The sequence below is a fragment of the Leisingera sp. NJS201 genome, assembly GCF_004535885.1.
GTDB lineage: Bacteria > Pseudomonadota > Alphaproteobacteria > Rhodobacterales > Rhodobacteraceae > Leisingera.
In genome coordinates this window covers 476,849-502,600 of the sequence record NZ_CP038234.1, presented here as the reverse complement: position 1 = coordinate 502,600, position 25,752 = coordinate 476,849, and the positions used below count along the sequence as shown (strand labels likewise).

At 63.0% G+C, this 25,752-nt stretch carries 19 protein-coding genes and 3 pseudogenes; 14 read left to right on the top strand and 8 right to left on the bottom strand.

The genetic code is table 11. The features are described from left to right. Positions 1-10: 10 nt before the first annotated feature. From ETW23_RS24995 to ETW23_RS02470, 3 genes are read right to left on the bottom strand one after another with little or no spacing between them, the layout of a single operon-like run. Positions 11-169 carry a hypothetical protein gene (locus ETW23_RS24995; protein WP_167738058.1) on the bottom strand — a complete coding sequence of 53 codons (159 nt, stop codon included), beginning with the start codon at positions 167-169 and terminating at the stop codon, positions 11-13. Then, a complete protein-coding gene (locus ETW23_RS02475; protein ID WP_134829011.1) occupies positions 169-1,503 on the bottom strand; it encodes a DUF4178 domain-containing protein in 1,335 nt (444 codons plus the stop codon). Before ETW23_RS02475 ends, ETW23_RS24995 begins: the two co-directional genes overlap by 1 nt. Next, positions 1,500-2,108, bottom strand: coding sequence for a DUF4178 domain-containing protein (locus tag ETW23_RS02470; RefSeq protein WP_134829010.1), 609 nt, complete (start codon positions 2,106-2,108; stop codon positions 1,500-1,502). The genes ETW23_RS02475 and ETW23_RS02470 overlap by 4 nt, the downstream gene beginning before the upstream one ends. Positions 2,109-2,395: 287 nt before the next feature. Between ETW23_RS02470 and zwf the strand changes: the two genes are divergently transcribed. Genes zwf through eda form a run of 3 tightly spaced genes read left to right on the top strand, consistent with a single transcriptional unit; the run spans position 2,396 to position 6,368 of the window. Next, positions 2,396-3,856 carry a glucose-6-phosphate dehydrogenase gene (gene zwf / locus ETW23_RS02465; RefSeq protein ID WP_129372057.1) on the top strand — a complete coding sequence of 487 codons (1,461 nt, stop codon included), beginning with the start codon at positions 2,396-2,398 and terminating at the stop codon, positions 3,854-3,856. Positions 3,857-3,904: 48 nt separating this feature from the next. Then, on the top strand, positions 3,905-5,713 hold the full coding sequence (edd, locus tag ETW23_RS02460; RefSeq protein WP_134829009.1) for a phosphogluconate dehydratase: 1,809 nt from the start codon (positions 3,905-3,907) through the stop codon (positions 5,711-5,713). A 1-nt stretch (position 5,714) separates the two neighbouring features. Continuing rightward, complete coding sequence (gene eda / locus ETW23_RS02455; protein ID WP_134829008.1) at positions 5,715-6,368, top strand: bifunctional 4-hydroxy-2-oxoglutarate aldolase/2-dehydro-3-deoxy-phosphogluconate aldolase; 654 nt, start codon at positions 5,715-5,717, stop codon at positions 6,366-6,368. Positions 6,369-6,511: 143 nt separating this feature from the next. Here the strand turns inward: eda and ETW23_RS02450 are convergent, their stop codons facing one another. Further along, positions 6,512-7,540 carry a D-cysteine desulfhydrase family protein gene (locus ETW23_RS02450; protein ID WP_134829007.1) on the bottom strand — a complete coding sequence of 343 codons (1,029 nt, stop codon included), beginning with the start codon at positions 7,538-7,540 and terminating at the stop codon, positions 6,512-6,514. Between the two features lie 287 nt (positions 7,541-7,827). Between ETW23_RS02450 and ETW23_RS02445 the strand changes: the two genes are divergently transcribed. Next, entirely contained in the window at positions 7,828-8,496 is a 669-nt protein-coding gene (locus tag ETW23_RS02445; protein WP_134829006.1) for a DsbA family oxidoreductase, read from the top strand. 70 nt (positions 8,497-8,566) lie between these two features. Here the strand turns inward: ETW23_RS02445 and ETW23_RS02440 are convergent, their stop codons facing one another. Both ETW23_RS02440 and ETW23_RS02435 read right to left on the bottom strand, forming a co-directional pair. Continuing rightward, positions 8,567-9,895: an aspartate aminotransferase family protein gene (locus ETW23_RS02440; RefSeq protein WP_134829005.1), complete on the bottom strand. Its 1,329-nt coding sequence runs from the start codon at positions 9,893-9,895 to the stop codon at positions 8,567-8,569. A 2-nt stretch (positions 9,896-9,897) separates the two neighbouring features. Continuing rightward, positions 9,898-10,674 carry a 3-keto-5-aminohexanoate cleavage protein gene (locus tag ETW23_RS02435; protein ID WP_254695119.1) on the bottom strand — a complete coding sequence of 259 codons (777 nt, stop codon included), beginning with the start codon at positions 10,672-10,674 and terminating at the stop codon, positions 9,898-9,900. Between the two features lie 293 nt (positions 10,675-10,967). On the opposite strand from ETW23_RS02435, the gene ETW23_RS02430 reads away from it, so the two are divergent. Beyond that, positions 10,968-12,365 carry an aspartate aminotransferase family protein gene (locus ETW23_RS02430; protein ID WP_129372063.1) on the top strand — a complete coding sequence of 466 codons (1,398 nt, stop codon included), beginning with the start codon at positions 10,968-10,970 and terminating at the stop codon, positions 12,363-12,365. A gap of 81 nt (positions 12,366-12,446) precedes the next feature. Here the strand turns inward: ETW23_RS02430 and ETW23_RS02425 are convergent, their stop codons facing one another. Further along, a complete protein-coding gene (locus ETW23_RS02425) occupies positions 12,447-13,202 on the bottom strand; it encodes an SDR family oxidoreductase (RefSeq protein WP_134829004.1) in 756 nt (251 codons plus the stop codon). A gap of 198 nt (positions 13,203-13,400) precedes the next feature. Next, a complete protein-coding gene (locus tag ETW23_RS02420; RefSeq protein ID WP_167738057.1) occupies positions 13,401-14,144 on the bottom strand; it encodes a hypothetical protein in 744 nt (247 codons plus the stop codon). 107 nt (positions 14,145-14,251) lie between these two features. Between ETW23_RS02420 and ETW23_RS02415 the strand changes: the two genes are divergently transcribed. From ETW23_RS02415 to ETW23_RS02375, 9 genes and pseudogenes are all read left to right on the top strand, one after another. Continuing rightward, on the top strand, positions 14,252-15,712 hold the full coding sequence (locus tag ETW23_RS02415; protein WP_129372065.1) for a PLP-dependent aminotransferase family protein: 1,461 nt from the start codon (positions 14,252-14,254) through the stop codon (positions 15,710-15,712). 259 nt (positions 15,713-15,971) lie between these two features. Beyond that, a complete protein-coding gene (gene xsc / locus ETW23_RS02410; protein WP_134829003.1) occupies positions 15,972-17,744 on the top strand; it encodes a sulfoacetaldehyde acetyltransferase in 1,773 nt (590 codons plus the stop codon). A 5-nt stretch (positions 17,745-17,749) separates the two neighbouring features. After that, positions 17,750-18,496: a sulfite exporter TauE/SafE family protein gene (locus tag ETW23_RS02405; RefSeq protein ID WP_129372067.1), complete on the top strand. Its 747-nt coding sequence runs from the start codon at positions 17,750-17,752 to the stop codon at positions 18,494-18,496. A gap of 40 nt (positions 18,497-18,536) precedes the next feature. Beyond that, on the top strand, positions 18,537-19,565 hold the full coding sequence (gene pta / locus ETW23_RS02400) for a phosphate acetyltransferase (RefSeq protein WP_254695118.1): 1,029 nt from the start codon (positions 18,537-18,539) through the stop codon (positions 19,563-19,565). A gap of 96 nt (positions 19,566-19,661) precedes the next feature. Next, positions 19,662-22,483 (top strand): annotated as a pseudogene (locus tag ETW23_RS02395) (molybdopterin oxidoreductase family protein). Between the two features lie 79 nt (positions 22,484-22,562). Continuing rightward, positions 22,563-23,380, top strand: a pseudogene (locus ETW23_RS02390) (4Fe-4S dicluster domain-containing protein). Then, complete coding sequence (locus tag ETW23_RS02385; protein WP_134829001.1) at positions 23,380-24,267, top strand: DmsC/YnfH family molybdoenzyme membrane anchor subunit; 888 nt, start codon at positions 23,380-23,382, stop codon at positions 24,265-24,267. Before ETW23_RS02390 ends, ETW23_RS02385 begins: the two are co-directional and overlap by 1 nt. Before the next feature lie 120 nt (positions 24,268-24,387). Then, positions 24,388-24,849, top strand: coding sequence for a carboxymuconolactone decarboxylase family protein (locus ETW23_RS02380; RefSeq protein WP_129372072.1), 462 nt, complete (start codon positions 24,388-24,390; stop codon positions 24,847-24,849). Further along, positions 24,846-25,726 (top strand): annotated as a pseudogene (locus ETW23_RS02375) (sigma-70 family RNA polymerase sigma factor). The gene ETW23_RS02380 and the pseudogene ETW23_RS02375 overlap by 4 nt, the downstream one beginning before the upstream one ends. The last annotated feature ends 26 nt before the right edge of the window (positions 25,727-25,752 follow it).

Here is a 25,752-nt window from a genome sequence, read left to right as displayed (position 1 = left end):
GGTCCCCCGGTTATTTGACGTTACCGTTTGAATAGCGCCCGCCGCTGGCGGCGCGGATGGATGTGTCCAGATCGCGGCTCTCGCCGCCGTAGCCCTGATACGAGACATAAGCAGCCCCGGCGATGGAGAGGCCGGACATGACCAGAAAGATGATGCGGAACAGGTTCATTAGTCGTCGTCTTCCACCCAATCACTGCCGCGCCAGCGCGCCTTGCGGTGCCACCAGGCGCGCAGGAAACCCTGCCCGGCCAGCAGGCCGAATGCGATGGCCAGAAAGCCCATGTATAGCCCGGAGGACAATCCGGATTTCGCTGAAACCGTAAGTTTGCTGAGCGCCGGCCGGTTTTGTGCCGCAGTTTTCGGGCGCGCTTGCGTGGATTGCGGGTAGCTCAGCTCCGTCCAGTGGCCGCTTTCCTCAACCTCCAGGCTCAGCGTGTAGGTGCCGGCCATCAGCGGCCGGAAGGTCAGCTGCGCCTTGTTGTCGCCTTCGCTCCAGTTCCCATCCGAGCTGCGGCCATGGTAATACTCAACCGTGCGTCCAGCTTGGAACACGGGTTCATCCTCCGGGTCGGTCAGTTCAATCCCGACAAAAGCCCAGCTGTTATTTGTATTTCCTGCGAGTCTGATGCGTGTCAGCTTGCCGGCTTCACTGACTATCACAGGAAGCTCTGCCGGCAGGTCAGCAGCCGTCAGAACCGTCCGCTTCAGCGCAGTCTCGCCAGAGCGTCCCTGCAGGTTCATTCCGATGATCAGGCACACCACGGCACAGGCGGCAGAGGCCCATTTTATGAAGTCGAAATCCGGCCCGGTCTTAAAGGGCTGCAACGGATGTGTGCCATGCGGCTTCAACCCGGTCTGGATGCCAAATCCTGCTTCAGCATCCCCGGCAGGCAAGTATTGCGACAGCCAAGTTTCACGCTCGCTGCCGGTTTGGGCGAAACTCAGCATCGCGTCATCAGCAAGCGCAGTGACCGTTGTGGTTTTTTCGCCCTTTTTCGGGGACCAGGTGAACTCCCCTTCGGCAAAGGTGATCCGGCTGGTAGAGGTGCCGTAATACTGAAACGTGCGGGGTCCCGCATGCACCTTTGGCCGGTGTTCCGCCCGTTCCACCCAATGCACCGACATCCACACCGGGCGGCGGTAACGGCGGGTGAAAACCAAATGGCCATCTTCAATCGTCAGCCAGGCATAGCCGTGGGTCGGGGAAAAAAGCTGGTGATCCACCCAGATCCAGGTCCGCACGCCCCAGCGTTCCTCGTGCTGCAATGTGCCGATCACGGTGTAGTCTGCACCGAACAGAGTGCCGGTCATGCCGATTGCGAACGGGCTGATCGGGCGTTTGATATCGTTGAACGTGCGAACAGCGCGGTAATTGTCCAACGCGTCCAGTTCAGTGCCGCAATAGGGGCAGATATGCACCGTCACCCGGCCGCCGCCCAGGATATCCAGCCCTGCGCCGCAGGAGGTGCAGTTGACCGCCTTCAATTCAGCGTTCCGGGTCATGCCAGCACCTCGACCTCAAACGGGTCATACCACTGGCCATGGTACCATTCGCGGCGGCTGCCCTGAAACTCCGCTGACAACAGCGTGCCGTCATCGCCCTGCAAGTTTACAAAGCGATAGCGCTCGCCCACCAGCAGGTGCTGATCGAAACTGCCGCGCACTGCGATGCATTCGGCATCGTCTTCTTCGGCAACTGCGAACTCCACGCTGTCATGGTCAATGCGCTGCCCCAGCCGTAGATAGCCGTCATACCGCGGCCAGGCAGCGCGCTGCAGCACCCGCTGCATCACGATGTCGCCCTCATCTATCGAGACCCAGCAGGGGGCGCCTTTGACATCCAGCGCCCAAAACTCGTCCCAATATCCGCGCCCATAGGAAAACCGCGCGTGGCCCAGGATCTGCAACTGGTGGCCGCCTAACCGGATGGCGCTGCCAAGGCCGAACAGCAGCGGGGTGTCATGCATGACACCTGCGTCGCCTGCGAGCCGCGCCCGCGCATCCTCGATGAACAGGGTAGTGCCGCAGGCCTCGCAAGCGGTCAGCTTGACCGTGGCGGCCTTCGGGGTCACCGGGCTGGCACAATTGGGGCAGTGAAACATGCTCATGGCTTCCCAATTCCCCAAGCCGGCGGTCAATTCAAGCGGGAAGTCCGGGACAGGGCAACAATTGATCAGTACTGTTGACCCAATGTTTCGCACGCGAAACATTCCGGCAGCAAGGCTGACCTGTTTGCAAGCGGACGGGCCGCCGTGTTTTTCCGGATGGCCCTCACCGGCCCCATATGTTAGCGATAACTCAACTTTAACCAGCCGTATGGCAACAGAGGCAATTGAATTGCCCCGCCCCAAGCGGCACAATGGCCTGGCCTCTGTAGAACAGCGATGTAAAATCAATGGTTTCCCGCGTCATCCCCGTTGAACCCTTTGACCTCGTGCTGTTTGGCGCGACCGGCGACCTGGCCCGCCGCAAGATCCTGCCGGCCTTGTTTCACCGCTTCCAGATCGGTCAGTTCAGCGATGCGTGCCGTATCATCGGCAGCTCGCGCAGCACATTGACCGCCGAAGAATTCCGCGCCCAGACCGCCGATGCTATCCGCGATTTCGGCCAGGATGTGGAGACCACGCCTGCGGAAATCGCCGCTTTCACCGCCCTTCTGGACTATGTCGCGGTGGATGCACGCGGCGATGCCGGCTGGGATGTGATTCACGGGAAACTGCGCGACGATGCGGTGCGCGCCTTCTACCTCTCGGTCGGCCCGCCGCTGTTCACCGACATTGCCCGCCGCCTCAGCGAGACAGGGATTGCCACGCCGGACAGCCGCATCGTGCTGGAAAAACCCTTTGGCCATGATCTGGCTTCAGCCCAATCCCTGAACACCGCGCTGCGGGCCCATTTCGAGGAACGGCAGATCTACCGGATCGACCATTATCTGGGCAAGGAAACCGTGCAGAACCTGATGGCGCTGCGCTTTGCCAATTCGCTGTTTGAACCCTTGTGGAACTCCTCGCACATCGACCATGTGCAGATCACCGTGGCCGAGAGCATCGACGTTGAAGGGCGCGGGGAATACTACGATAAATCCGGCGCCATGCGGGACATGGTGCAGAACCATCTGATGCAGCTGCTGTGCCTCACTGCGATGGAGCCGCCCGCGCAATTCACCCCAAACGCCGTGCGCGATGAAAAGGTCAAAGTGATCGAGGCGCTGCGCCCGGTGCCCCAATCCAGCATCGCCCGCGGCCAGTACCGGAGCCGGAACGGCGGCAAAGCCGGCGGCAGCTACAGAGACCACGCCGCCAACCCGTCCAGCCGCACCGAAAGCTATATCGCGCTCAAAGTTGAAGTGGCGAACTGGCGATGGGCCGGGATCCCCTTCTACCTGCGCACCGGCAAATGCCTGCGCGAGCGGGTGAGCGAGATCGCCGTCTATTTCCGCGACCCGCCGCACAACATCTTCGAAGGTTCCGGCACCGTGCATGGCAATGTGCTGGTGATCCGTCTGCAACCGGATGAGGGCATTACGCTGAAGACCACCATCAAGGACCCCGGTCCGGGCGGCATGCGCCTGACGGGGGCCAATCTGGACATGACATTTGCGGATGAGCTGCCAGAATCGGGCCGCCCGCAGGACGCCTATGAGCGGCTGATCATGGATGTGATCCGCGGCAACCAGACCCTGTTCATGCGCGGCGACGAGGTTGAGGCCGCCTGGGCCTGGGCCGACCCGATCATCGCCGGCTGGGAGGACGCGGGCGAAGCGCCGCAGCCCTATGACAGCGGCAGCACCGGACCTGATGACTCATTGCTGCTGATCCACCGCGACGGCCGCCGCTGGCGCAGTATCGGAACCTGAGATGACTGCCCTCCCCTTTGCCCCCGCAGTTTGCTACAAAGGCACCCCATGACCCTGAACCCCACCCTGGCCGCCGTCACCGACCGTATCATCGCCCGCAGCGAGGTCACCCGCTCGGCCTATCTGGAACGGATGGCTGCTGCCCGCGGCAAGGGACCTGCGCGGGCGCATCTGTCCTGCTCCGGCCAGGCCCATGCTTATGCCGCCACCGGGGCGGATCAGCAGACACTGGCCCAGGGCGCCAAGGGTCATCTGGGAATTGTCACCGCCTATAATGACATGCTGTCGGCGCATCAGCCGTTTGAAACCTACCCAGGCTTGATCCGCGACGCTGTGCGCCGGGCCGGCGGCACCGCCCAGGTGGCGGGCGGGGTGCCTGCCATGTGCGACGGCGTCACCCAAGGCGAGGCCGGCATGGAGCTGAGCCTGTTTTCCCGCGACACCATTGCCATGGCCGCAGGCATCGCGCTCAGCCATAATGTATTCGACGCCGCGGTTTTTCTTGGCGTCTGCGACAAGATCGTGCCGGGGCTGGTGATCGGCGCCCAGGCGTTCGGCCACATCCCGGCGGTTTTCCTGCCGGCAGGTCCGATGACCAGCGGCCTTGCCAACGATGAAAAAGCCAAGATCCGCCAGAAGTTTGCGGCCGGGGAAATCAACCGCGAAGAGTTGTTGAAGGCAGAAATGGCGGCCTATCACGGGCCCGGCACCTGCACTTTCTACGGCACTGCCAACACCAACCAGATGCTGATGGAGTTCATGGGCCTGCACCTGCCCGGCTCCTCTTTTGTCACACCCGGCACACCGCTGCGCGAGGCGCTGACGGTTGAGGGCGCCAAACGTGCGCTGTCGCTCAGTGCATTGGGGAACAATTATACCCCGGTCTGCGACGTTCTGGACGAGAAAGCCTATGCCAATGGCATCGTCGGGCTGATGGCCACCGGCGGTTCCACCAATCTGCTGATCCATCTGATCGCAATGGCCCGTGCGGGCGGCATCCTGCTGGACTGGCAGGACTTTGCAGATCTGTCCGAAGCGGTGCCGCTTTTGGCAAAGGTCTACCCCAACGGCCTTGCTGACGTGAACCATTTCCACGCGGCCGGCGGCCTCGGCTACATGATCGGCGAACTGCTGAAGGCCGGCTGCCTGCACCCCGACACCAAAACCGTGGCAGGCGACGGGTTGGAAAATTACGTGATGGAACCGTTCCTGTCCGAAGACGGCCTGACTTTCCGCGCCGGTCCGGGGCAAAGCCTGAACGACGCGGTGCTGCGCCCGGCAGATGCGCCGTTCCAGGCGACCGGCGGGCTGAAGCGGCTGACCGGAAACCTGGGCACTTCAGTGATCAAGGTCTCGGCAGTGGCCAAGGAGCACCAAGTGATCGAGGCCCCCGCCCGCGTCTTTCATGACCAGGAAGAAGCCAAGGCCGCCTTCAAGGCAGGCGAGCTGACCGGCGACGTGATTGTTGTGGTGCGCTTCCAGGGCCCCAAGGCCAACGGCATGCCGGAATTGCACAGCCTGACCCCGATGCTGGGCATCATGCAGGGCAAGGGCCAGAAGGTGGCGCTGGTCACCGACGGGCGGATGTCCGGGGCCTCCGGCAAGATCCCTGCCGCGATCCATGTGGTGCCCGAAGCGCTGGACGGCGGCCCGATAGCCAAACTCAAGGACGGTGACATGCTGCGGCTGGACGCGGTGCGCGGCACGATGGAAATCCTCACCGAAGGCGTGCTGGAGCGCGATACCGCCACTGCCGACCTCAGCGCCTATCAGCACGGCACCGGGCGTGAGCTGTTTTCCCTATTCCGCCGCTCGGTCGCTTCGGCCGACGAAGGCGCCAGCGTTTTTGGAGTTTGAAATGACGCGGATAACCCCTCAGGACGCCAGCCTGCGCACATGCGGGATCTGCACCCTGGCGCCGGTAATGCCGGTGCTGGTGGTCGACGACGCGGCCCATGCCCGCCCCTTGGCCGAAGCGCTGATCGCGGGCGGCTTGCCGGCACTGGAGGTCACCCTGCGTACAGGTGCTGCGCTGGATGTGATCCGCGAGATGGCACAGGTCAAGGGCGGTGTGGTCGGGGCCGGCACGCTGATCACCCCCGAAGACGCCGAAGCCGCCAAGGAGGCCGGCGCGCAGTTCGGCGTCTCTCCCGGCGCGACGGATGACTTGCTGGACGCCTGCGAATCCATCGGCCTGCCGCTGTTACCCGGTGCTGCGACAGCAACCGAGGCGATGCGCCTGCTGGCGCGCGGTTATGGGATGCTTAAGTTTTTCCCGGCAGAAGCCTCAGGCGGCGTGCCCGCGCTGAAAGCGATCGGCGCGCCCTTGCCGCAAATCTCCTTCTGCCCCACCGGCGGCATCAGCCCCGCCAATGCGGAAACCTATCTGAGCCTGCCCAACGTGGTCTGCGCCGGCGGCAGCTGGGTGGCGCCTGCCGATCTGGTCAAGGCTGGCAACTGGGCCGCAATCGAAGCAGTTGCCCGGGACGCAAGCCAGCTGGGCAAGAGTTAAGCCACCGCAAAGCCCACCAGTCAGCTCCGCTCCTGCCATGACCGGCGGCCTTTTCACGGCCCGTCGTTATTCCGCCCTGTCCCCGCGGGGACAGCGGTGCAAAAGATCAGCCCAGGGCCTGCACGATATCCGTTGGCAGCTGGTCATGGTGCCTGCGCGCCACCAAATCCAAGGTCGTTTTGATAGGCAAACAGCGCCGGCAGCCCGCCGGTGTGCAGCAGCAGCACCTTCTGGCCCTTGCGGATGCTGCCCTCCTCCAAAAGGCCAAGCAGACCGGCAAAGGTCTTGGCAGAATAGACCGGGTCCAGCAGGATCCCTTCTGCCCTGGCCATGCGCTGCAGTGCGGCGCGGGTGGCGGGACCTGCGCGGCCATAGCCCGGTGCCAGCGCACCGTCCCAGGTAAGGATTCCGTCGCTGCCAAATGGGCGCGGGATGCCTATCAGGTCTGCCAGCGCATCCGCCACTGCCTCCAATCGCGCCTTCTCCAACGCAGCATCACGGCGCACGCAGATGCCAAAGACAGGCGAGGTGATGCCCGCAAGACGCACTCCGGTCAGAAACCCGGCGTGGGTCGCTCCACTGCCCGACGGCACCACGGCTGCATCAAAGCCGCCAATCTGCGCTGCCAGTTCCGCCCCGCCCTGCACATAGCCCAGCGCGCCAAGCGGCGGATGGCCAAGGCCAAGCGGGATGATGTAGGGGTTGCGGCCCTCGGCGCGCAGGTCTTCGGCACGGGTTTCCAGCGCGGCATCCGCGCCGGTCTCATCCTCGCCCCCGGGATAGATCATCACCCCGGCACCAAGGATGTCCGACAGGAAAACATTGCCTGAACTATGGTAGAGCGGATCCATGCCCGGCACCCGCTCCTCTCGCTGCAGCACCGCTTGCATGCCGTATTTCGCAGCCGCGGCGGCGGCCGTGCGGGTAAAATTCGATTGCACCGCCCCGGTGATCAGGATGGTGTCGGCCGCAGCCGCGCGCGCAGCACCGATATAGAACTCCAGCTGGCGCGTCTTGTTGCCGCCAAAACTCAGACCGGTAAGGTCGTCACGCTTGATCCACAGGTCGATATCCAGCTCAGCGGACAGCCGGTTGAGACGTTCCAGGGGTGTCGGTCCTGCCAGCAGGCTTGCGCGCGGGAAGGCAGAGAGGAGCGTGTCGATCCGGGGCATAGCAGTCTCCTTTGACGGGGCCGGGCAGAGCAGGCGGCTTGCAGTCAGGCCTGAACTAAGGCTGTACGCAATTTGCAATCCTGGCAAGCCGGCGCAATCGCGGCCCGGGCGAGGCCGCCGCCGGCAAGGATACCGCCACGCCCAAACCGCTCCAGTCCGCTGATCCTTTCGCGGCGAGCCCGTAACCAGGCCTATTCTGCATAGATGGGGCGCCGCTCGCAGGTTGCTTTCCGAATGCGCCGCCCCCATCTCCCCTTCAACGCATTGAAAATTAAAGGACCCGCCTCATGGAAACTTCCGAATCCCGCCCCGCCCTTCGGGTGGACATCATCTCGGACGTGGTTTGCCCCTGGTGCGCGGTGGGGTACAACCAACTGGCCTTTGCCGCCCGCCGCGCCGGGGCGGTTCTCGACATCCACTGGCAGCCGTTTGAATTGAACCCCGACATGGCGGCGGAAGGTGAAGACCTGAGGGAGCATCTGGCCGCGAAATACGGCAGCACGGCGGAACAATCGGCGCAGGTCAGGGGGCAACTGACGGAACTGGGGGAGGCCTTGGGCTTCACCTTCCGCTTCTTTGACGGGATGCGGATCTACAATACATTCCAGGCGCATCAGCTGATCGAATGGGCGGAAGAACGCGGCAAAGGCCATGAGATGAAACAGGCGCTGCTGGCGGCCTATTTCACCGATGGCAAAGATGTCTCCGATCCGGAGGTTCTGACGCAAGCTGCCGGCAACCTAGGCCTGGACGGTTCAGAAGCCCGTGCTGCGCTGGACAGCGGCAATCATGCCGACAGCGTGCGCCAGCGCGAAGCGTTCTGGGTGAGCCAGGGCATCCGCGGTGTGCCTGCGATGGTGCTTGATGGCCGCCATCTGGTGACCGGGGCGCAAGGGGTGGAGAATTACGCCGGTATTCTGGATCAGCTAGGCGACACCGGGAGCAAAATGCGCTGAGGGCAGCGCCCGCCCATGGGGCGGGCGCTGCCCGGCCTGCGGCCAGGCGGTTAGTATTTCTTTGAGCGGCTTAAGCTTGCGGCAGGCACTGGGTGATGGCGGCCTCCAGCTTATCCACCACCTCGGAAATCTGTTCCCCGGTGATGATGAACGGCGGTGCCAGCAGGATATGGTCGCCGTTCTGACCGTCGCGGGTGCCCGGCATCGGGTAGCAGATCAAACCGGCCTGAAACGCTGCCTTCTTGATGCTCTTGGCCAGACCCAGCGCCGGATCAAAAGGTTCCTTGGTGTCGCGGTCGGCGACCAGCTCGACCCCGCGGAACAACCCGCGCCCACGGATATCGCCGACATTGGGATGCCGGCCGAACCGGTCCTCCAGCGCTGCCTGCAGCTTTTCTCCCATGTCGGCACAACGCTGCACCAGCCCGCGCTCCAGCATCGCCTTGACCACGGCAAGGCCGGCAGCCGTCGCCACCGGGTGGCCGATATAGGTGTGGCCGTGCTGGAAAAAACCTGAGCCGTGCTCGATCGCCTCATATATCTGGCGGGTGCAAAGCATTGCACCAATCGGCTGATAACCGGCGCCCAGCCCCTTGGCGATGCACAGGATATCCGGCGCCACGCCGTCCGCCTCGCAGGCAAACAGATGGCCGGTGCGGCCCATGCCGCACATGACTTCATCCAGGATCAATAGCACGCCGTATTTGTCGCAGATCTCGCGGATGCGTTTGAAATAGCCCGTAACCGCCGGCACCGCACCCAAGGTTGCACCGACCACCGGTTCCGCCATGAAGGCCATCACGGTCTCGGGGCCAAGGCGGAGGATTTCCGCCTCCAGTTCAATTGCCACCCGCTGGCCATAGTCGAAACTGCTCTCTCCCTCACCCCGGCCCACGTATTCGTAGCAGGGCGAAATGTGGGAGATCTCGATCAGCAGCGGGGCAAACTGGGTGCGGCGCCATTCGTTGCCGCCTGCGGCCAGCGCCCCAAGGGTGTTGCCATGATAGCTCTGCTTGCGGGCGATAATGCGGCAGCGCTGCGGCTCGCCGCGTTCCAGATGGTACTGGCGGGCGAGTTTGATCGCCGCCTCAGTCGCCTCGGAGCCGCCGGAGACGAAATACACCCGGTCGATATCGCCGGGCGCGTTGGCCACCAGCAGATCCGCCAGCTCCTCGGCGGGATCCGAGGTAAGGAAACCGGTGTGGGCAAAGGCCAGCTTGCCGACCTGATCCTGAACCGCCTTGATCACATCAGCGTCGGAATGGCCGAGGCAGGACACCGCAGCACCGCCAGAGCCGTCGAAATAGCGCTTACCGTCTGCGTCGATCAGATAGCAGCCCTCGCCCGCGACGGCGGTGGGCAGCGCAGCCTTGGTGTGGCGGGGAAAGACGTGGGACATGATCAGCACTCCTTAAGGCGATGGCCCGCATCCCGCGCGGCCTGAACGAAGGCGGCAACCGAGGCTGCATTGTCGGCCAGCAGCCCGCCTTCCGGTGTTTCGATGTTATTCTCAAATCCGATTCGCGCATCCCCGCCTGCGGCGATGGCGGCCAGCAGGCAGGCGTGCTCGTGGCGGCCAAAGGCGCAGACAGTCCAGTTCAGGCGCAAATCTGCCGCCGCGTCACGGAAGGCCGCGAGCCCGTCAGGCTGCGCCAGAACCGGCGGGGTGTATTTGCCCAGAACAAAGATCGCATCACGCATACGGCCCGGCACGGTGCCGTCCTGATACCAGACGCGCAGCTGAGCGATGCAGTCCGGACCATACAGGATGTGCTGCACCTGCGTCCCTGCCTCCGCGCACAGCGCATAGGCCCGCGCGGCGACGCTGGTGTCCCGGGCCATTTCCCGGATGGAAACCGAAGCCGCAGCAGGGCGTACCGCCTCCAAACAGGCGAGCTGGGCGGATGTGTCGTAGACACCGGCGCTTTCCGTGGTGATCTGCACCGCCATTCCCGGCGCGCTTTCCCGCACCGCATCAAGGGCTTCGCGGTAACGGCCCGCATCCAGCGAATGGCGCCCCGCATCGTCGCGCACATGCAGATGCAGCGCCTGGGCGCCGGCCGCATAACAGGCTGCAGCCGCCGCTGCCGTCTGCTGCGGCGTCACGGGCAATTCAGGATGATCGCCGCGTCCGCGCCTGGCGCCGTTCGGGGCCACCATCAATCTGTATTCCGCCACCGGTTACCTCCTTTGCGGTCTGCCCAGCCGCGACTTGCGCCCAGGATGCCTGCAGCTTGCTCCTTTGGGACATCCGCTCTCAAGCCGGTAACTTCAGAACATTTGTTCCAGGGCAATCCGCAGCCGTCGCCGCGCCGCTAATTCGCTGAACCGGACGTCTCTGGACCTAAGCAAGCACATGCTCTGGCCCTAACGAATTCCCGGAATCTGACGTTTCTGGTACATAATACGCCTCAGAAGCCCTGTAGGGTTCCGGGCAGCCAGTTTCACTTCTAACGCCGAAAGGACATGTCATGGACGGCACGTTCAACGAAAACGATCTCTCCCGTGTGGTTGAGGCCGACAAGGCCCACATGTGGCATCACCTGTTCCAGCACAAGGCGCTGGAAACTGCTGACCCGCGCATCATTGTCGAGGGCAAGGGCATGCGCGTCTGGGATCAGAACGGCAAGGAGTTCCTGGATGCGGTCTCTGGCGGTGTGTGGACCGTCAACGTCGGCTATGGCCGCGAAAGCGTCTGCAAAGCTGTCTACGAACAGATGATGAAGATCTGCTATTTCGCCAACTCCGCCGGTTCCATCCCCGGTGCGCTGTTTGCCGAAAAACTGATCGAGAAGATGCCGGGCATGACCCGCGTCTACTACACCAACTCCGGATCCGAGGCCAACGAGAAGGCCTTTAAGATGATCCGCCAGATCGCCCACAAGAAATACGGCGGCAAGAAAACCAAGATCCTGTACCGCGACCGCGACTATCACGGCTCTACCCTGGCGACCATGTCGGCAGGCGGCCAGGACGAGCGCAACGCGCAGTACGGGCCCTTTGCGCCGGACTTTGTCCGCGTCCCCCACTGCATGGAATACCGCAAGCATGAGCTGGGCCTGGAACATCTGTCCGGCCGCGAGTTCGGCATTGCCGCGGCAGACGCCATTGAGGAAGTGATCCTGCGCGAAGGCCCGGAAACCGTGGGCGCCCTGTGCCTGGAGCCGGTGACCGCAGGCGGCGGTGTCATCGAAGCGCCCGAAGGCTACTGGGAGCGCGTGCAGGAGATCTGCAAGAAGCACGACGTGCTGCTGCACATCGATGAAGTGGTCTGCGGCGTTGGCCGCACCGGCAAATGGTTCGGCTACCAGCAGTACGGCATTAAACCCGACTTTGTGACCATGGCCAAAGGCGTGGCTTCGGGCTATGCGGCGATTGCCTGCATGGTGACCACCGAGGAAGTCTTCAACATGTTCAAGGAAGATGCCTCGGACCCGATGGGTTATTTCCGCGACATCTCGACCTTTGGCGGCTGCACCGCAGGTCCCGCTGCTGCGCTGGAAAACATGCGCATCATCGAAGAAGAGAACCTGCTGGACAACTGCACCGCCATGGGCGAGCGGATGCTCAGCAACCTGGCCGCGCTGAAAGAAAAGCACGCAGTGATCGGCGATGTGCGCGGCAAGGGCCTGTTCCTGGGCGCCGAGCTGGTTGCCGACCGCGAAACCAAGGAGCCGGTGGACGAGAAGCTGGCCCAGCAGGTTGTCGCGGAATGCGGCGCGCAGGGCGTGATCATCGGTGTCACCAACCGCTCGCTGCCGGGCCGCAACAACACCCTGTGCTTCAGCCCGGCGCTGATCGCCACTGCGGATGACATCGACCAGATCTGCGATGCGGTCGACAAGGCCCTGACCAAAGTATTCGGCTGACAACCTCTCCCTGTTGGACGAACAAACTGCGCCCCGGAAATTCCGGGGCGCTTTTTCGTTTTAGGTTTTAGGTGCAGGGGCCTAGACCAGCCGCACGGCAACCCCGCCGTCCACAGCCATTGGCGTTCCGGTCACAAAACTGGACCGGTCCGACAATAGGAACACCGCGGCCTGAGCAATTTCAGACGGGGCGGCCATCCGCTTCATCGGGTGCAGCCCGGCGATAAAGCTGTGCGTCTCCGGATCATCGCCGGCCATCGCAGTCTTGGTCCCGCCCGGCAGCAGGGCATTCACCCGGATGCCTTCGGCCGCATGATCAGAGGCCAGCGATTGGACCAGCCCCACCAGCCCGGCCTTGGACGCGGCATAGGCCCCCATGCCGGGCATGCCGCCGTTGCTGATGCCGACAAAGGACCCGGTAAAGACAATCGAACCGCTGCCCCGCGCCCTCAGGGCAGGTATCTGCGCCTTGGCCGAATAAAATGCCCCCGTCAGATTGGCTGCGATTACCGCGTTCCAATTGGCGGCGTCCATCTGCTCCACCGGCCCCATATCGCCCATCATGCCCGCATTGTTGAAGGCCCCGTCCAGCCCGCCGAATTCTTCCACGGCAAGGGCCACCAGGTTTGCCGAGTAAGCTTCGCTGGTGACATCGCCGGCAAGACAGGCAGCCTTGCCGCCGCTTTGATTGATCTGCCCGGCAAGGGTCTGCAGTTCGGCCTGCCGCCGGGCCCCCAGCACAACATTGGCCCCTTCTGCTGCAAACAGCAGTGCCGCGGCGGCGCCTATGCCGCTGCTGGCGCCGGTAATGATGAGCGTTTTGTTTTTCAGTTCCATCGTCAAAGCCTCCAGTGGTTGAATGGCTTTGACCTAAACGCCCCGCCCAGCTGCGCTCGACCCGTTTCTTGCGCTTGCCGCCGCCGGGTGTTTAAAACCGCAAGAAACGGGTCAAAACACCAGTGCCGCCCGGCTCACCTGATACTTCTTGGCCGCATGAGACGCTGCGCCCGGAGAAGCATAAGCAGGCAGCACGGATCAGAGTTGCAAGTGAATATGGTCGTCATGCCGCGCCGCCCGGCAACCCTGGAAGCGCAACTTGCTGGAGCGAACCCCTAAGCGGTCCTGCAAATGCGGTTCCAAAAAAATCTTTCCGGCCCGCTTATCCGCTGCCAAGACCTGCAGCAGATGGCCGGTCCGGTCGGCGTCGACCTTCAAATCCCGCCAGAGCGGCTGCAAGAGGCCCATATCCCAGCGCAGAGTCAGCCAGTTGCCGGGACAGTCCGTTGGCCCCTGCTCAAATGCGAAATAGCCCAAGGGCGACCGGGTAACCCCAGGCGCATACCCCTCGGCATCCGCATAGTAAAAGGCAAGGTCGGCCTTGTTGCCATCGTCATGGGACAGATGCGGCAGCAGCGGGAACCCGGGCAGCACGGGGAAATTCGCGTCCAGTACTTGTGTCACCGTGCCGGGAAAGGCCTGGTTCATAGCCACGGCGGTGTCCTGCAGCAACTCTGCCAGTTCTGGCGTCACGTAGTTCCGGTTCAAGGCGCAGTAGACCCAGGATTGCACATGCAAAGGCCCGCGCCCCCCGCAGCTGAGTGCTACCCGGCCGAAATGCGGCGCTACCCAAACGGCAGCCATGCTGAGGCCTGTGTATAAGATCAGGAACGCCAACAGCCGCCGCCGGAAGATTAGCGCGGTCAACCAGGCGATGCCGCCCAACTGGCTGAGAATCGTAAAAAGAACAACAATTGCCAAATGGCCTAATACTTTAAGCATGGCGGCAAGCTGCCACTCCCAGCTAGACCAAAGCAAGCCGCAGATTTTCCGAAACTGGCCCTAAGTCCAGATTGCACCGCGTTTAAGTCCACCCTAAGGTGGCGCGCATGGGCATTTCCGTCGATACCTTTTTCCTCAACCCTGACGCCCAGGGCACTCTGCAAGCGCAGATCCAGGAGATGATTGCCGAGGGCATTCTGTCCGGCCGGTTCCGGGTCGGGGAAAAGCTGCCGTCGTCGCGCAAACTGGCGGCGCATCTGGGGATCAGCCGGATCACCGTGACGCTGGCCTATACCGAGCTTTTGGCCAATGACTACCTTACCTCGCGCGGGCGGTCGGGGTACTTTGTTTCCGACAATGCGCCGGTGCCGCCCTCCTACACGCCGCAGCAGAAGTCCGGCGATGCGATGGATTGGGGCAAGGTGCTGGCGCGCAGCTTTACCGGCGGCGACACCCCGCGCAAACCCCAGAACTGGCGCGAGTACCGCTATCCGTTCATCTACGGGCAAGCCGATGCCTCGCTGTTTGACCATGCCAATTGGCGGCTGTGCGCGCTGCGGGCGCTGGGGCAAAAGGATTTTGCCGCGCTGGCAAATGATTATTTTGACCAGGACGATCCGCTGCTGATCGAGTACATCGCCCGCCACACGCTGCCGCGGCGCGGGATCACTGCGCGGCCTGAAGAGGTTTTGATCACCCTGGGCGCCCAGAATGCGCTGTGGATCACCTGCCAGCTGCTGTTGAACCGCAGGCGGCGGGCTGCGGTGGAGGATCCGGCTTATTACACCCTGCGCGACCAGGTGGTGCAGACCCGCTGCCAGGTGGATTGCATTCCGGTCGATGACGGCGGGCTGCCGCCCGAGCAGATTTCGCAAGACACCGATGTGATCTTCTGCACCCCCAGCCATCAAAGCCCGACCACCTTCACCATGCCGATGGAACGGCGCAAGGAGCTGCTGCAGCGGGCCGGTGAAATCGACGCGGTGATCGTCGAGGATGACTACGAATTCGAAATGTCCTTTCTGGGCGCGCCTTCCCCTTCGCTGAAGTCTCTCGATACCGAAGGGCGGGTGATTTATGCCGGCAGTTTTTCCAAATCGCTGTTTCCCGGTCTGCGGCTTGGCTATCTGGTCGGCTCGGAACCGTTTATCCGCCAGGCCAGGGCCTTGCGCGCCAGCGTGCTGCGGCACCCGCCGGGCCATGTCCAGCGCACCGTCGCCTATTTCCTGTCGCTGGGCCATTACGACGCCCAGATCCGGCGTACCGCCAAGGTACTGCATGACCGCCGCGCAGTGATCGAGGATGCCATCCGCAAGCACGGCCTCGCCATTGCCGGCGTCGGCAGCTTTGGCGGCTCGGCCCTGTGGATGCGGGCACCGGACGGGGTGGATACCACCGCTGTTGCAGAACGGCTGAAAGAAAAGAGCGTTATCATTGAGCCCGGCGCACCGTTTTTTGGCGCCGAGCACCGGCAGCAGAATTATTACCGGCTTGGCTATTCTTCGATACCCGTCACAAGGATCGAGCCTGGCCTGGCATTGATCGCCAAGGCACTGAAGCAAGGCTGAACCCGGAATCCAGCAGAGCATGGCGCGGCAAATGATACCAAACGTATCATTTGCCGCGCCATCTGCATTCATGCGCCTGCACAGCGTGACCGGCTGAAGCGTATATGAAAATCCACCTTTGCTATTTTCATCTTGCCATTTTTGGACCTATCCGGGTTTGGTAACTGGCCCTAACCCGGCCTCCCCCGCCCCCTAAACCAGAGTCAATTCCCGGCACTGCGCCCGGGGGAATTCCGCGTCTCACTCAGGAGAACCCGCCATGAAAATGACCACCGAAGAAGCCTTCGTCAAAACCCTGCAAATGCACGGCATCGAACACGCCTTTGGCATCATCGGCTCGGCCATGATGCCGATTTCCGATATCTTTGAGCCGGCAGGCATCACCTTCTGGGACTGCGCCCACGAAGGTTCCGGCGGCATGATGGCGGACGGCTACACCCGCGCCACCGGCAAGATGTCGATGATGATTGCCCAGAACGGCCCCGGCATCACCAACTTTGTGACCGCCGTGAAAACCGCCTACTGGAACCACACCCCGCTGCTGCTGGTCACCCCGCAGGCCGCGAACAAGACCATGGGCCAGGGCGGTTTCCAGGAAATGGAACAGATGCGCATGTTTGCCGACTGCGTCTGCTACCAGGAAGAAGTGCGCGACCCCTCGCGCATGGCCGAAGTCCTGAACCGCGTGATCATGCAGGCCAAGCGCAACTCGGCGCCGGCCCAGATCAACGTGCCGCGCGACTATTTCACCCAGGTGATCGACATCGACCTGCCTGCAATCGTCGACTTTGAACTGCCCTCCGGCGGCGCGGATGCGGTGAGCCAGGCAGCCGAGCTGCTGTCGAACGCCAAGTTCCCGGTCATCCTGAACGGTGCCGGCGTTGTCATCGGCGGCGCGATCCCCGCGTCCATGGCCCTGGCCGAGCGTCTGGACGCCCCGGTCTGCGTTGGCTACCAGCACAACGACGCCTTCCCCGGCTCGCACCCGCTGTTTGCAGGCCCGCTGGGCTACAACGGTTCCAAGGCCGGCATGGAGCTGATCTCCAAGGCTGACGTAGTGCTGGCACTTGGCACCCGCCTGAACCCGTTCTCGACCCTGCCCGGCTACGGCATCGACTATTGGCCGACCGACGCGAAAATCATCCAGGTTGACATCAACCCGGACCGCATCGGCCTGACCAAGAAAGTATCCGTGGGCATCGTCGGCGACGCAAAAACCGTTGCAGACACGATCCTTGGCCAACTGGCAGACACTGCAGGCGACGCGGGCCGCGATGAGCGCAAGGCGCTGATCTCGCACACCAAGTCGGCTTGGGCCCAGGAACTGTCCTCGATGGACAGCGAGCAGGACGATCCCGGCACCACCTGGAACGAACGTGCCCGCGCTGCCAAGCCCGACTGGCTCAGCCCGCGCCGCGCATGGCGTGCAATCCAGGCCGGCCTGCCGAAAGATGCGATCATCTCCTCGGACATCGGCAACAACTGCGCCATCGGCAACGCCTACCCGTCGTTTGAAGACGGCCGCAAGTACCTGGCCCCCGGCCTGTTCGGCCCCTGCGGTTACGGCCTGCCGGCGGTTGTCGGCGCGAAAATCGGCTGCCCGGACGTTCCGGTTGTTGGTTTCTCGGGCGACGGCGCATTCGGCATCGCAGTGACCGAGCTGACCGCGATCGGCCGCGAGGAATGGCCCGCCGTGACCCAGGTTGTTTTCCGCAACTACCAGTGGGGCGCGGAAAAACGTAACTCCACCCTGTGGTTCGACGACAACTTTGTCGGCACAGAACTGGACCAGCAGGTCTCCTATGCCGGCATCGCCAATGCCTGCGGCCTGAAAGGTGTGATTGCCCGCACCCAGGACGAGCTGACCGACGCCCTGCGTCAGGCCTGCGAAAACCAGAAGAAAGGCATCACCACCCTGATCGAAGCGATGATCAACCAGGAACTGGGTGAGCCCTTCCGCCGCGACGCAATGAAGAAACCGGTCGCCGTTGCTGGCATCAGCAAGGACGACATGCGTCCGCAGCAGGTCTGAACCTGATGCCCCTGCCCTTTGACCTTTCAATGGGCCAGGGGGCCTATCTGGCCGCCGCGTTATTCGCGGCGGCCTTGATCCGCGGCTTTTCCGGCTTTGGATTTTCCGCGATCTTTATCATTCTGGCAGCATTGACCACCAATCCGCTGCCGCTGATCCCGGTGGTGTTTTCCTGCGAAATCGCCATGACCGTCTTTCAGGCGCGCGGCATCCGCCCGCATATCGACTGGCGCCGCGCCTTTGCCCTGCTGGCCGGTGCCGCGGTCGCCACTGTACCCGCCATCGCCATCATGGCCCGGCTGGGAGAGTATGAGGCGAGGCTGGCGATCTCGTGCCTGATCCTGGTGCTGAGCCTGGTACTGCTGAGCGGCTGGCAACTGGAACGCCCGGTCGGGCGCAATGGCACCGCAGGCGTCGGCGCCATTGCAGGCATCGCCAACAGCGCCGGGGTCGGCGGGCTGCCGGTGGCGGCCTTCCTGACCGCACAACCGGTGCCGCCTGCGGTGTTCCGCGCCACGATGATCGTATTTTTGACCGGTATCGACCTGATGGCGCTGCCGGTGATGGCCGCAAACGGATTGGTTGGTCCGGAAACGCTGACCGGCATCCTGCTGGCCTTTCCCATTCTGGGGCTTGGCATCTGGGCCGGCTCCCGCGGTTTTCATGCGGTCTCGCAAAGACTGTTCCGGCGCGCGGTGGTGCTGATGCTGACCGCCTTTTCGCTGATCAATATTGCGCGGCTGGCGTTCTGAACGCCCGACGCCCCGAACCGCAGCTACAGGACCAATGCCCGTGACCAAAACACTCTCGCCCCTCGAACTGCTGCAGGCCGAAGCCCCGGCCATCCGTCCTGTTGTCGCGCTCAGCGAGGGCAGCGATCCCCGCGTCGTGGCGGGTGCCCTGGCCGCGCATCAGGCCGGCATCGCCGATGTGATCCTGATCGGTCGCAAAGCCGACGTCACCGCCGCCCTGCAAGCCGAAGGTGCCAGCGCAAGCGAGGGTGTCGCGGTTCATGACCCGGCCGCATCCGGGCTGACCGAGGCCTTCGCGGCTGAGTACCACAGCCTGCGCAAGCACAAGGGCGTGGATGAGGCCAAGGCCCGCGCCGCTGCCGAAACCCCGCTGGTCTATGCCGCCATGCTGGTGCGTCTGGGCCACGCCACCGGAACCGTTGGCGGTGCAGTCCACACCACCGGCGATGTGGTGCGCAGTGCCATTCAGGTGATCGGCATGGCGCCGGATGCGGGCATGGTCTCCTCTTTCTTTCTGATGTACCCGCCCGGCGGCGCCCCGCAGGATGCCCGGGCGATGCTCTATTCCGACTGCGGCCTGGTGATTGATCCGAACCCGGCTGAGCTGGTCTCAATCGCCGCCGCCTCGGCCCGGTCAGCCAGCGCGCTGCTGCGGGTGGATCCGAAACTGGCCTTCCTCAGCTTCTCTACCAAAGGCAGCGCCAAGCATCCGGCGGTGGACAAGGTGACCGAGGCTTTAGGGCTGTTTCAGAATGCGCATCCTGATCTGCAGGCTGATGGCGAACTGCAGTTCGACGCCGCCTTTGTGCCTGCCATCGGGGAACGCAAATCGCCCGGTTCCAGCGTTGCGGGCCAGGCCAATGTAATGATCTTCCCCAATCTGGATGCCGGCAACATCGGCTATAAGATCACCCAGCGGCTGGGCGGTTATTCCGCCATCGGCCCGGTGCTGCAGGGGCTGGCAAAACCCGCCAACGACCTGTCGCGCGGCTGCAGCGCCGAAGACGTCACCCAGATCATCGCCGTCACCATCCTGCAGGCCGCAGGCGCCCCGGGTCCGGATATTTGAACCATCCTCCCAAAAATCCGAACCCTCGCAGAACACTATTCCCAAATTGAGGCTTTCCGTCATACGGTCGCCCGAAACACCCAACAGGACCCGCCCATGACCCATCAGCAGCCAATCCTGAACACGTCGCCCAAGGTCTCGGACGAGATCCGGCAGACCACCTGTTACATGTGCGCCTGCCGTTGCGGCATCAACGTGCACATGAAAGACGGCAAGGTCGCCTATATCGAGGGCAACCGCGACCACCCGGTGAACAAGGGCGTGCTTTGCGCCAAGGGCTCGGCCGGCATTATGCAGGTCAACGCGCCGTCACGGCTGAAGGCGCCGATGATCCGCACCGGCCCGCGCGGCTCGGGCCAATACAAGGAAATCTCCTGGGACGAGGCGCTGGCAATTGCGGTGGGCTGGCTGGAGCCGGTCCGCCACGAGGCGCCCGAGCAGCTGGCATTCTTCACTGGCCGCGACCAGTCGCAAAGCTTCACCAGCTTCTGGGCGCAAAGCTTCGGCACTCCGAACTATGCGGCGCACGGCGGTTTCTGCTCGGTCAACATGGCGACCGCGGGCATCTACACCATGGGCGGCGCGTTCTGGGAGTTCGGCCAGCCCGACTGGGACCACACCAAGCTGTTCATGCTGTTCGGCGTCGCCGAGGACCACGATTCCAACCCGATCAAGATGGGTCTGGGCAAGATCAAGAAACGCGGCGCGCGGGTAATCGGCGTCAATCCCATCCGATCAGGCTATAACGCGATTGCAGATGAATGGGTCGGTATCACGCCGGGCACCGACGGGCTGTTCATTCTGTCGATGATCCACGTGCTGATGAAGGCCGGCAAGATCGACCTCGACTATCTCAGCCGTTACACCAATGCTCCGGTGCTGGTGAATGCCTCCGAAGGGCCGGACAAGGGCCTGTTCCTGCGGGACGATGACGGCAAGATGCTGGTGATCGACCGCAACACCGGCAAGCTGACCCCGTTTGACCAGCCCGGCGTGCGGCCCGACCTGTCGGCTGTGTACGAGGCAGACGGCGTCACCCACCGTCCGGTGTTCCACCAGATGGCCGAGCGTTATCTGGCCGATGAATACGCCCCCGAAGCCATCGCGGAAAAATGCGGCATCCCGGCCAAGCGCATCCGCGCAATTGCGGGCGAGCTGGCCCGAGTCGCCTTTGACGAGGCGTTTGAGCTGGACGTTGAATGGACCGATTTCCGCGGCGAAAAACATACCAAGATGACCGGCCGCCCGGTCTCGATGCACTCGATGCGCGGTGTCTCGGCCCATGCCAATGGTTTCCAGACCTGCCGCGCGCTGCATGTGCTGCAGATCATCCTTGGCACGGTTGAGGTCCCCGGCGGCTTCCGCTTCAAACCGCCCTACCCCAAACCGGTCGAGGCGCACCCGACCCCGCACTGCAAGGCAACCCCCGACACCCCGCTGGACGGTCCGCACCTGGGTTTCGTGCGCGGACCGGAACATCTGGCACTAAAAGAAGACGGCAGCCCGGCGCGGATCGATAAGGCATTCACCTGGGAAAACCCGATGTCGGCCCACGGGCTGATGCATATGGTGATCTCCAACGCGCATGCGGGCGACCCCTACAAGATCGACACGCTGTTCATGTATATGGCCAACATGTCGTGGAACTCCTCCATGAACACCAAAGGTGTGATGGAGATGCTGACCGACAAGGATGAAAACGGCGACTACAAGATCCCGCACATCATCTATTCGGACGCCTATTCTTCGGAGATGGTGAGTTTTGCCGACCTGATCCTGCCCGATACCACCTATCTGGAGCGCCACGACTGTATTTCGCTCTTGGACCGCCCGATCTGCGAGGCGGATGCCGCAGCCGATGCCATCCGCTGGCCGGTGATTGAGCCGGACCGCGATGTGCGCGGCTTCCAGACAGTGCTGGTCCAGCTCGCCAACCGGATGAAGCTGCCGGGCTTTACCAATGCAGACCGCACCGCCAAGTGGAAAGACTACGCCGACTACATCGTCAACCACGAGCGCAAGCCGGGGATTGGCCCGCTGTCCGGTTTCCGCGGCACAGACGGCAGCAAGACCGGCCGCGGCGAAGTGAACCCGGAGCAGCTGAACCAATACATCGAAAACGGCGGCTTCCATGTGGCCCACATCCCCGAAGAGGCAGGGTATTACAAACCCTGGAACACCGCCTATCAGGACTGGGCCGTGGACATGGGTATCTATGACAGCCCACAGCCCTATCTGTTCCAGCTTTACGTCGAGCCGATGCGCAAGTTCCAGCTGGCTGCCGAAGGCCATGGCGACCGCCAGCCGCCCGAACATCTGCGCCAGCGGGTCAAGGACGTGATGGACCCGCTGCCGATCTGGTACGAGACCGACCAGCAGGGAAACGAGGGCTTCACTGTCAACGCGCTGACCCAGCGCCCGATGGCGATGTACCACTCCTGGGGCACGCAGAACGCCTGGCTGCGCCAGCTGCATGGCCGCAACCCGCTGTATGTTCCAACCAAGCTGATGCGCGAGAACAACCTGCAGGACGGTGACTGGGCCAAGGTCACCTCGCCGCATGGGTCGATCACCGTGCCGGTGATGGAAATGGCGGCGCTCAACGACAACACCGTCTGGACCTGGAATGCCATCGGCAAGCGCAAGGGCGCCTGGGCGCTGGAAGAAGACGCGCCGGAGGCCACCAAGGGTTTCCTGCTCAATCACCTGATCCATGAACTGCTGCCCCCAAGGGCGACGGCATGCGGTGGGCAAACTCGGATCCGATCACCGGCCAGGCGGCCTGGTTCGACCTGAAAGTCAAAATCGAAAAGGCCGCCGCCCCGGCTGACCTGCAGGAAAGCCAGCCGGCCTTCCCTGCTCAGGTGTCGCCCGTTGGCACCGGCCCGAAAGAACTGAAGTGGAAAGTAGGCAAATGACGGGCGCAATTTTCTTCGAAGAAAATTGCCAGGAAAATTCAAATTTTCTTGGCTCCGCAAGCCGCACACGGAGTATGCAATGACTGAGCTTCCCGCCAAGACCGACCGCAAAATGGGTCTGGTCATCGACCTGGACACCTGCGTTGGATGCCATGCCTGTGTGATTTCCTGCAAAGGCTGGAACACCGAAAACTACGGTGCCCCCTGTCGGACCAGGATCCTTACGGCAGCGACCCTTCGGGCACCTTCCTGAACCGGGTGCATTCCTATGAGGTGAAGCCATCCCCTTGCAGCAGTCAGCCGGACCCGGCAGCGCAGCTGATCCATTTCCCCAAATCCTGCCTGCACTGCGAAGACGCGCCCTGCGTCACCGTCTGCCCCACCGGCGCCAGCTACAAACGGGTGGAAGACGGCATCGTGCTGGTGAACGAGGACCACTGCATCGGCTGCGGCCTGTGTGCCTGGTCCTGCCCTTACGGCGCACGCGAATTGGACCTGGCCGCAGGTGTGATGAAGAAATGCACGCTTTGCGTGGACCGGATCTATAACGAAAACCTGCCGGAGGTGGACCGCGTTCCTTCCTGCGTTCGGACCTGTCCGGCAGGTGCGCGCCATTTCGGCGACCTTGGCGATCCCGGCAGCGATGTCTCCAAACTGGTGGCGGAGCGCGGCGGCATGGATCTGATGCCGGAAATGGGCACCAAACCGGTGAATAAATACCTGCCGCCCCGGCCCAAGGACACAATCGAAGAAGAGATCGACATCCTCGCCCCGCTGCTGGCGCCAGTCGCTGAAGAACCTCAGGGTTTCCTGGGCTGGCTGGACAAGGCACTCGACAAAATTCCAGGTCAATCTTCAGGCCGATCTTCAGGCCGATCTTCAGGGGGGGCGAACTGATGCATCCCGCACCATCCGTCATCATCTTCACCACACTGTCGGGGCTGGGCTTTGGCCTGCTGGCATTCCTTGGTCTTGGCCAGCCCGCGGTGACCGGCACAGTGGCCTTTGTCTTTTACGCCATCGCCTTTGGCCTGGCTTGCGGCGGCCTGATGGCCTCGACCTTCCACCTTGGCCGCCCGGAGCGTGCTTGGCGTGCATTCACCCAGTGGAAAACCAGCTGGCTGTCGCGCGAGGGTGTCTGCGCCGTCGGTGCCTTGCTGGTCATAGGGCTTTACGCGCTTGGCGCGGTGTTCCTGGACAGCCAATGGACGTTGCTGGGCTGGATCGGCGCCGCTCTCAGCCTTGCCACGGTATTCACCACCTCGATGATCTACACACAGCTCAAGACCATCCCGCGCTGGAATATGGAACTGACACCGGTGATGTTCCTCTCCTTCAGCCTTGCTGGCGGCGCCTTGCTGGCGGGGGCCGAGGCCGTGGCGCCCTGGCTGCTGGCCATCGCAGGTGCTGTGCAACTGGCCTATTGGGCCAAGGGCGACCGCGCGCTGGAAGCCTCCGGCACCGACATCGGCACCGCCACCGGTCTGGGTGAGCGCGGCGCGGTCCGCGCCTTTGAACCGCCGCACACCGGCTCCAACTACCTGTTGCGCGAATTTGTGCATGTGGTGGGCCGCAAACACGCGCAGAAGCTGCGGATGATTGCATTTGTGCTGGGCTTTGCCTTGCCCCTGCTGCTGATCCTGACCCCGGTTCAGGGCGTTGCGATCAAACATCTTTTTGCAGCCCTTGCGGTCATTTCGCACATCGCAGGCATCGCCGTATCGCGCTGGCTGTTCTTTGCGCAGGCCGAACATGTGGTCGGCCTCTATTACGGCAAACGCTGACATATTCCGGGGCGCCCACTGCGGCGCCCCGATTTTTTTTGTGTATTTTTACGGCGGCATGTCACAAACGCCCCTGCTGTCTCGTCCTGTTCCTGAAGCCATCTGAAAAGGAACAGAATGATGACCCAGCGCCTTGATTACTTCGCAGCCGCCCCCGACTTGTTTCAGCCGATGCTGACGCTTGAAGCCACGCTCAAAGACAGCGGGCTGGAACACAGCCTGATTGAATTGGTGAAACTGCGGGCCTCGCAGATCAACGGCTGTGCTTACTGCATTCACATGCACACGCATGATATGCGCTCGAAAGGTGAGAGCGAAGACCGGATGCATCTGCTGAATGCCTGGCGGGAGTCCTCGCTTTACTCCGCACGGGAACAGGCCGCCCTGGCCTGGACCGAAGCCCTGACAAGGATTGAAGCCACTGCGGCGCCGGACGCGGATTATGATTTGGTCGCACAGCAGTTTTCCCCCCGTGAACAGGCGGCGCTGACACTGGTGGTTTCCACCATCAACGCCTGGAACCGGATTGCAATCGGCTTCCGCACCTCGCATCCTGCCGGACAGGAGGCCACTGCCGCGTGATTGCAAACCCCGAAACAGACGAAACCGATGCGTTTCTGAAAGCGCGGCCGCGATTATTTGCGGCCGCCTACCGGATGCTGGGCAGCGTAAGCGACGCCGAGGACATCCTGCAGGATGCCTTTTTGCGCTGGCAGGCAGCCCCGCAAGCGCAGGTGCAGGATCCGACCGGATATCTGATACGGATCACCACGCGTCTGTGCCTGGACCAGCTGAAATCGGCCCGCGCCCGGCGCGAGACCTACCCCGGTGAATGGCTGCCCGAACCGATTCTGACAGAAGACGCGACCGAGCTTCTGGATCACGATGTCACCGTTGCCCTGCTGCTGGCGCTGGAAACCCTGTCGCCGCTGGAACGCGCCGCCTTTTTGCTGCACGATATCTTCGACAACGCCTATGAGGACATTTCCGCGGCGCTGAACCGAACCCCGGCGTCCTGCCGCCAGCTCGCGGCAAGGGCCCGGCGCAAGGTGCAGAAGCTTCGGCCGCATGCCCCGCGGATCCGGACCAGGGACGCGATCTGACCGAAGCCTTTTTCCGCGCATCCAAGACCGGCGACACAGCGGCGCTGACCCGGCTGCTGACCCAGGAGGTTCAGCTGATCTCTGACGGCGGCGGCAAGGCAATGGCGGCCCTCAACCCGATCTACGGGCGGCACAAGGTGCTGCGGCTGCTTGAGGGGCTTGCCCGCAAATCCGGCCGCAGGACGCCGGACCGCTGGCGGTTCTGCCAGTTGAACGGCCAGCCGGCCATATTGAACTGGGCAGAGGACGGCATTCTGCAAGCAACAGCGCTGGAAATCCGGGATGGCCGGATTTCCCGGATCTACGTGACCCGCAATCCCGACAAGACGCGGCATCTGGCCAAAGCACTGGATTGAGCGGGAGAGAGGGGCCAGCCCCTCTT

What these genes read in the sequence shown, in the direction of transcription:
- ETW23_RS24995 (WP_167738058.1), bottom strand. Translation starts at nt 169, where the DNA reads ATGAACCTGTTCCGCATCATCTTTCTGGTCATGTCCGGCCTCTCCATC.
- ETW23_RS02475 (WP_134829011.1), bottom strand. Translation starts at nt 1,503, where the DNA reads ATGACCCGGAACGCTGAATTGAAGGCGGTCAACTGCACCTCCTGCGGC.
- ETW23_RS02470 (WP_134829010.1), bottom strand. Translation starts at nt 2,108, where the DNA reads ATGAGCATGTTTCACTGCCCCAATTGTGCCAGCCCGGTGACCCCGAAG.
- zwf (WP_129372057.1), top strand. Translation starts at nt 2,396, where the DNA reads ATGGTTTCCCGCGTCATCCCCGTTGAACCCTTTGACCTCGTGCTGTTT.
- edd (WP_134829009.1), top strand. Translation starts at nt 3,905, where the DNA reads ATGACCCTGAACCCCACCCTGGCCGCCGTCACCGACCGTATCATCGCC.
- eda (WP_134829008.1), top strand. Translation starts at nt 5,715, where the DNA reads ATGACGCGGATAACCCCTCAGGACGCCAGCCTGCGCACATGCGGGATC.
- ETW23_RS02450 (WP_134829007.1), bottom strand. Translation starts at nt 7,540, where the DNA reads ATGCCCCGGATCGACACGCTCCTCTCTGCCTTCCCGCGCGCAAGCCTG.
- ETW23_RS02445 (WP_134829006.1), top strand. Translation starts at nt 7,828, where the DNA reads ATGGAAACTTCCGAATCCCGCCCCGCCCTTCGGGTGGACATCATCTCG.
- ETW23_RS02440 (WP_134829005.1), bottom strand. Translation starts at nt 9,895, where the DNA reads ATGTCCCACGTCTTTCCCCGCCACACCAAGGCTGCGCTGCCCACCGCC.
- ETW23_RS02430 (WP_129372063.1), top strand. Translation starts at nt 10,968, where the DNA reads ATGGACGGCACGTTCAACGAAAACGATCTCTCCCGTGTGGTTGAGGCC.
- ETW23_RS02425 (WP_134829004.1), bottom strand. Translation starts at nt 13,202, where the DNA reads ATGGAACTGAAAAACAAAACGCTCATCATTACCGGCGCCAGCAGCGGC.
- ETW23_RS02420 (WP_167738057.1), bottom strand. Translation starts at nt 14,144, where the DNA reads ATGCTTAAAGTATTAGGCCATTTGGCAATTGTTGTTCTTTTTACGATT.
- ETW23_RS02415 (WP_129372065.1), top strand. Translation starts at nt 14,252, where the DNA reads ATGGGCATTTCCGTCGATACCTTTTTCCTCAACCCTGACGCCCAGGGC.
- xsc (WP_134829003.1), top strand. Translation starts at nt 15,972, where the DNA reads ATGAAAATGACCACCGAAGAAGCCTTCGTCAAAACCCTGCAAATGCAC.
- ETW23_RS02405 (WP_129372067.1), top strand. Translation starts at nt 17,750, where the DNA reads ATGCCCCTGCCCTTTGACCTTTCAATGGGCCAGGGGGCCTATCTGGCC.
- ETW23_RS02385 (WP_134829001.1), top strand. Translation starts at nt 23,380, where the DNA reads ATGCATCCCGCACCATCCGTCATCATCTTCACCACACTGTCGGGGCTG.
- ETW23_RS02380 (WP_129372072.1), top strand. Translation starts at nt 24,388, where the DNA reads ATGACCCAGCGCCTTGATTACTTCGCAGCCGCCCCCGACTTGTTTCAG.